Here is a 5806-nt window from a genome sequence, read left to right as displayed (position 1 = left end):
CGGACCCGGGCGGGCACGGTGCGAGAGCGCGCCCCGCGGATGTGGCGTCACTCTGCCGCGTGTTGCCGGGTTGCTCTCGCCTGTCCGCGAGCATCCGCTCGAACCGCTCGTATCCCAAAACCGGTCGAATTCGCGACACACCGGTCAGCCGGGCAGATCTACCCGGCGTGTCTCAGAAACACCGGTTTTGCGTGGATGCTCGGGCCGGCGCCGGGGCAGACGTGAGGTCCGCTCGGATGCCGCGCCCCCCATCCGTGGGACCATGACGCATGCGCACCTTCGTGAGTCAGATCGTCTCCCAGCCGTCACAGCCGGATCCTTGGCTGTTCAACGGCGGCGGCTGGCTGGTGCTCGCCCTGGTGAACGCCGGCCTGGCCGAGCAGAAGAACCGTTCCCGGCTGGCCTGGTTCATCAGCTCGCTCGTGCTCGGGCCTGTGGCTACGTTCCTCATTGTGATCTGGGAGCCGGTGACCGATACGCCGCCGGATCCGCGCGACACGCTGCATCCGTTCTCCGATATCGGGGACCGCTACCTCACGTTTGTGTTCCTGGCTGCGGTGCTCACGGTCGGCTCCCTGTTTTTCGCCGTGTTCGGGCAGGTCTGGTTCATGTGGGTGGCCAGCTTCATCTTCGCGGTGCCGCTGGTGGTCTTCATCGTGCTGTATCGACGGGTTCGCGCGCGGCGGAGGTCCGCGCGAACCGCCGTGGACGCCTCGTGAGCACCGTCGGCACGATCCCGCATCTCTTCCGGAGCGCCGCCGCGGCCTGGTTCGCGCTGGTGGGCGGACTCGTGGCCGTGCTGCTGGGCCTGGTGTCGATCGTCGTGAATCTGCTGGTCGCAGACCCCACGTTCGACTGGCGCGCCGTGGTCTTACTCGCCTTCGGCACCTTCGCCCAGTACATCGGCGCCGGGAGCCTGCGCGGTCAGCACCGCGACGCCGTGCGCCGCGATCAGGTCACGCACCCGCACCCGTAGCCGGATGTCGGGCGCGCGCCATCGCGGCGTGCGGACCGGCCCGGGCGGGCATCCGCTCACCACGAGCTCGCGTTTCGAGGTTCACCGACGGCTGAACCGGGCCTCACGGGCTGGCGTGACGTTGTAAAACCGGTCGAATTCGCGACACGCCGGTTAGCCGGGCAGATCTGCCCGGCGTGTCTCAGAAACACCGGTTTTGCGCACTGCACGACCAGCGTGCCTGCGCGGCGCCTCATAAGCACCGGTCGGGCGCAGGCCGTGAAGCGTGCTCCGCAGTGGGGAATCGCAGATTGGTATATAAATAGACTTAAGTGAATCGTGAGGAGTGCATTGTGGCGCACGTCATGTCAACAGGTTCGGGAGTGGCTCTCGACCTCATTCGGTCGGGTGCGGCAACCACCCGGGCCGCCCTGATCGAGCACCTGGGGTGGTCCCGAATCACCCTGGCGCGGCGACTCGACGAGCTCCTCACCGCGGAGATCATCGTGGTGTCGGGACAGGCCGACTCCGGGGGAGGGCGTCCGGCCGAGAGCTTCGCCATCAAGAGAGACGCGGGAATTCTATTCAGCGTCGACATCGGTGGGTCGCACACGCGCGTCGCGATCACTGATCTGGTCTCGACAATTCTCATTGAGGATGAGGCCGACATCGGCCTCTGGGAGGGGCCCGACGCCGTGTTCACCTGGGCCAGCCAGGTCTTCGACTATCTGTTGCGCCAGCTCGGAAAGACCCGCGGCGACGTGCGCGGAATCGGGGTGGGCGTTCCCGGGCCGGTCGACGTGGCAACCGGGCGCCTCGCCTCACCGCAGATCGATGCGCAGTGGAACGACGTGCTGGTGAAGGACTACTTTCCCGCCGAATTCACGGCCATCTTTGCGGTCGATCGAGACGTCAATGTGATGGCCGTGGCGGAATCACGGCTCGGGTGGCCGGAATCCCGCGACATTGTCGTGCTTAAGCTGGGACTCGGGATCGGCTGTTCGTTTGTGCTCGACGGGCGAGTCTACCGAGGCGCGCGCGGTGGTGCGGGTGACTTCTCCCATAGTTTTCGCTTCGGCGCCGCACCCTGCACCTGCGGTCGGGCCGGGTGCTTGGAGGCCGTCGCGAGTGGCTACGCCATCAGTCGGGAACTTAATTCACGGGGGTATCGGATTCGAACCAGTGGGGACATCGTCGCGCTGGCCCGCGTGGGAAGCCCGGATGTCGAAGGGCTCCTGTCGGCCGCCGGAGCGGAAATAGGCACGGCGCTGGTGGACGTGGTGGGACTCCTCAACCCCGCGGTCGTTGTGATCGGCGGCATTCTCTCTGAGGCGGGCGACCCGCTCATGTCGTCCATCCGTGACGCGCTCCTGAGCGGCGTTCGAGCCTTCTCCGGCACCGGCCTCGTGGTCGCCCCCAGCAGGATCGGCAATAAGGTCGGCGTGCTCGGCGCGTCACTCATCGCCCAGGATGCCCTGTTCGACGCTGACCGCATCAGTCATCTGACTCGCACAGTCTGAACTTTGGGTTACTAGTAGACAAAAGTACATTTCTCCGGCTAGGCTCGAAATGGCTCCGGAATGACGGAGCAGACATCGTGGTCTTTCGGTCCTGAGACCGAACCAAAGGAGTAACCGTATGGCAATCACACTCGTCGATGAGCTCGTGGAGGCATCGATCCGTACCAACGTCGCCGCCGCCGACTGGCGGGAGGCGATCACCCTCGCGGGCGACGCACTCGAAGCCGGAGGGGTGACGACCTCGGCATACACAGCCGAAATGATTGCGGCCGTCGAGAAGCTCGGGCCCTACATCGTGATCGCGCCCGGGCTGGCGATCGCGCACTCACGGCCGTCACCGGCCGTGCTGCGGGCCGGTATCAGCCTTGTCACCCTCGAGACTCCCGTGCCGTTCGGCCACGCGAAAAACGACCCGGTGTCGCTCGTCATCGGCCTGGCTGCCCCCGACCACGAGGGTCACCTCGGGATGATGCAGGCGCTCGCCAAGGTCCTCATGAACGCGGATCTGCTCGCCGCCGTGAAGACCGCCGACTCCGCCGCCGCCGTGCGCACCCTGCTCGGCCAGGTAGATTCGCCCCCCACCCCAGCAGAATCGCTCGTTTCAGGAAAGGCACACTCATGAAGATCATCGCGGTCTGCGGTATGGGAATCGGCACATCCGTTCTCCTCAAGATGAACACCGAAAAGGTGCTGCGCACGCTCGGCATCGATGCCGATGTCGAGGCCGCCGACATCGGAGTGGCCCGAGGTATGGCCCGCGATGCGGAGATCGTGCTGACGTCGGAAGACCTCGCCGCGGAAATCGGCGACGTCGAGGCCGAGGTCATCGTGATCGACAACTTCTTCGACCTCGAAGAGATCACGGCCAAGCTCACCAGCGCACTGGAATAGCCCTCGCTCCTTCACCTCCTCGTTTGGACTGCATTACCAATAGGAAGGGAACGCCCCATCATGGAGTGGTTCTTAGTCGTACTGGATTTCATCGGCCAGCAGATTCTCAATGTGCCCGCGTATCTCGTGGGAATCATCACGGCAGTCGGACTGATCGCCCTTCGGCGCCCGGTTGGGGCGATCATCGGCGGCAGTCTTAAAGCCGCCCTCGGGTTCCTGATCTTGGGAGCGGGCGCGGGCGTCGTCGTCGCCTCGCTCACCCCGCTCGGCGACCTGATTCTCCAGGTGACCGGCGCCCAGGGCGTGATTCCCACCAATGAGGTCATCACGGCCCTCGCCGCCGACCAGTTCGGTGCGACAAGTGCGTACGTCCTGGTGGTGGGATTCATCGTGATGCTCCTGCTGGCGCGCTTCACTCCACTCAAGTACGTCTTCCTCACCGGACACCACATGGTCTTCATGGCCATGATGCTGGCCGTGGTGCTGTCGGTCGGATTCGGGTCAGACCTGAGCTGGCTGGTCGTCGTGATCGGTGGCGGACTGCTCGGCGTGATCATGGTGGTCATGCCCGCGTTCGCCCAGCCGTGGACCAAGCGCATCACCGGCGACGATACGATCGCCATCGGCCACTTCGGCACCCTCGGCTACATCGCGGCGGGTGCCGCCGGGCAGGCCGTGGGCCAGAAGAGCAAGTCCACCGAACACATCGATTTTCCGCAGAACCTCCGTTTTCTGCGCGACTCGATGGTGGCCACCTCGCTGTCCATGGTCGCGATCTACATGGTCTTCGCGATCTGGGGTCTCATCGCCCTTCCGGCCGCCGAGGTGCTGCCGATCTTCGGCTCGGCTGACGCCGGTGCCTTCATCATGGCCGCGTTCGCGCAGGCCCTTCAGTTCGGTGTCGGCGTGGCGATCATCCTCTACGGTGTTCGCACCATCCTCGGGGAGCTCGTGCCGGCCTTCCAGGGCATCGCGGAGAAGGTCGTTCCCGGGGCCCGTCCGGCGCTGGACATCCCCATCGTGTTCCCCTTTGCGGCCAACGCGGTGCTCATCGGGTTCCTGGCTTCCTTCGCCGGTGGCCTGCTGAGCCTCGGCGTGCTGGCACTCTGGCTGGGTCCGGTCTTCGGACTCGCCCTCATCCTGCCCGGCATGGTGCCGCACTTCTTCACCGGTGGCGGTGCCGGCGTGTACGGCAACGCGACCGGCGGTCGGATCGGAGCCGTCGTGGGTGGCTTCGTCAACGGTATCCTGATCACCATCCTGCCGGCCATCCTGCTGCTCGTGCTCGGCAGTTTCGGCTTCGCCAACAGCACCTTCGGCGACGCGGACTTCGGTTGGTTCGGCACGCTGATCGGCCTCAGCTTGCTCGGTGGCAACACCGCGGTGGGCGTGGTGCTCACCATCCTCATCGGCGTCGTCCTCGTGGTCTCTGCCTCGATCTTCCAGGTGAAGGTCGTCAATAAGGGCTGGTTGCCCGGCGCCAAGCACACGGCCTTCATCGATGGGATTGAAGCCGAAGCGAAGGCCGTGGCGGCGGCAGCCAAGGCCGAGGCCAAGGCGGCCCGCGCGGCCGCCGCGGAGCCCGCGAACTCGTAGGAACGACGCACACGAGAGGCGGGCGCAGGCAAACCCTGCGCCCGCCTTCTCTGTTGTGCAGCCCGCGCTAAAACCGGTCGTTCTCGAGACACGCCGGTCAGCCGGGCAGATCTGCCCGGCGTGTCTCAGAAACCCCGGTTTTGCGCGTGTGCCGACGCGAACACATACACCGTTCTGACTCAGTCCGCTAGTCGCCACGCACTGTGTGGGTACAAAATACTGAGGGAATGTTCAGAAACATGGGGCAGGATGGCCGTTTCGCCTGCGCCGCCATAGAAGAGTGCAGGTCCGATGCTCAGTGAGCCGGCGCTCACGGGCGTTCGGGCTTGCGCCATTTGGTAGGTTATGCGCCCCACGTCATCCGTTACGTCCCCATCCAGCTCCACCAGCTCTCGTTCGACACAAGTTCACAAAAAGCGGTTCACACGCTTCGCCCTCGGTTCGGTCGCGGTTCTCGCGATCGCCGGGCTCGCCACCGGCGGAGCGTTCGCGTTCCAGTCGGCCGCCGACAGCCGCGAGAGTGTCGCGGCCACCACCGCGCTCACTGACAGCACCGGCCGCCAGCACGAACAGCTCGGCGCGTACAGCGCCATCGCCGAGGCGCACAGCGACAAGAACGCATCCGTCACCCTGAATGAGGCCAACCAGGTGCTGGCCAGCACCCAGGGCAAGGCGGATGCCACGGCCCTGACCGCCGTGAGCACCTCGCTCGCCAGCTTCAAGACGATGCCGATCGACGAGGTCGCATCCCTCACCTCTCAGACGAAGACCGAGACCGCGTCGCTCTCCGCCGCCGCCGCTGAGGCCGACCGCGTGGCCGCCGAAGCCGCTGCCGCCGCCGAGG

General features: G+C 65.6%; 6 protein-coding genes and 1 pseudogene. All 7 read left to right on the top strand.

The genetic code is table 11. The features are described from left to right. The first annotated feature begins 269 nt into the window (after positions 1–269). Positions 270–719: a hypothetical protein gene (locus JF66_RS23695; protein WP_197059419.1), complete on the top strand. Its 450-nt coding sequence runs from the start codon at positions 270–272 to the stop codon at positions 717–719. Then, positions 716–976, top strand: coding sequence for a hypothetical protein (locus tag JF66_RS13835; protein ID WP_035879061.1), 261 nt, complete (start codon positions 716–718; stop codon positions 974–976). The genes JF66_RS23695 and JF66_RS13835 overlap by 4 nt, the downstream gene beginning before the upstream one ends. Before the next feature lie 344 nt (positions 977–1320). Next, positions 1321–2475: an ROK family protein gene (locus JF66_RS13830; protein ID WP_231556428.1), complete on the top strand. Its 1155-nt coding sequence runs from the start codon at positions 1321–1323 to the stop codon at positions 2473–2475. A 118-nt stretch (positions 2476–2593) separates the two neighbouring features. Continuing rightward, a complete protein-coding gene (locus JF66_RS13825) occupies positions 2594–3097 on the top strand; it encodes a PTS sugar transporter subunit IIA (RefSeq protein WP_051973545.1) in 504 nt (167 codons plus the stop codon). Next, positions 3094–3366, top strand: coding sequence for a PTS sugar transporter subunit IIB (locus JF66_RS13820; protein ID WP_035879059.1), 273 nt, complete (start codon positions 3094–3096; stop codon positions 3364–3366). The genes JF66_RS13825 and JF66_RS13820 overlap by 4 nt, the downstream gene beginning before the upstream one ends. A 60-nt stretch (positions 3367–3426) precedes the next feature. Further along, complete coding sequence (locus tag JF66_RS13815) at positions 3427–4962, top strand: PTS ascorbate transporter subunit IIC (RefSeq protein WP_035879058.1); 1536 nt, start codon at positions 3427–3429, stop codon at positions 4960–4962. A gap of 345 nt (positions 4963–5307) precedes the next feature. Next, positions 5308–5806: pseudogene (locus tag JF66_RS13810) on the top strand (DUF4179 domain-containing protein); the annotation flags it as partial.

The organism is Cryobacterium sp. MLB-32 (assembly GCF_000738085.1).
Taxonomy (GTDB): Bacteria; Actinomycetota; Actinomycetes; order Actinomycetales; family Microbacteriaceae; genus Cryobacterium.
Note: the sequence above shows the minus strand (reverse complement) of the source record. Positions and strands in the feature narration are given on the sequence as shown.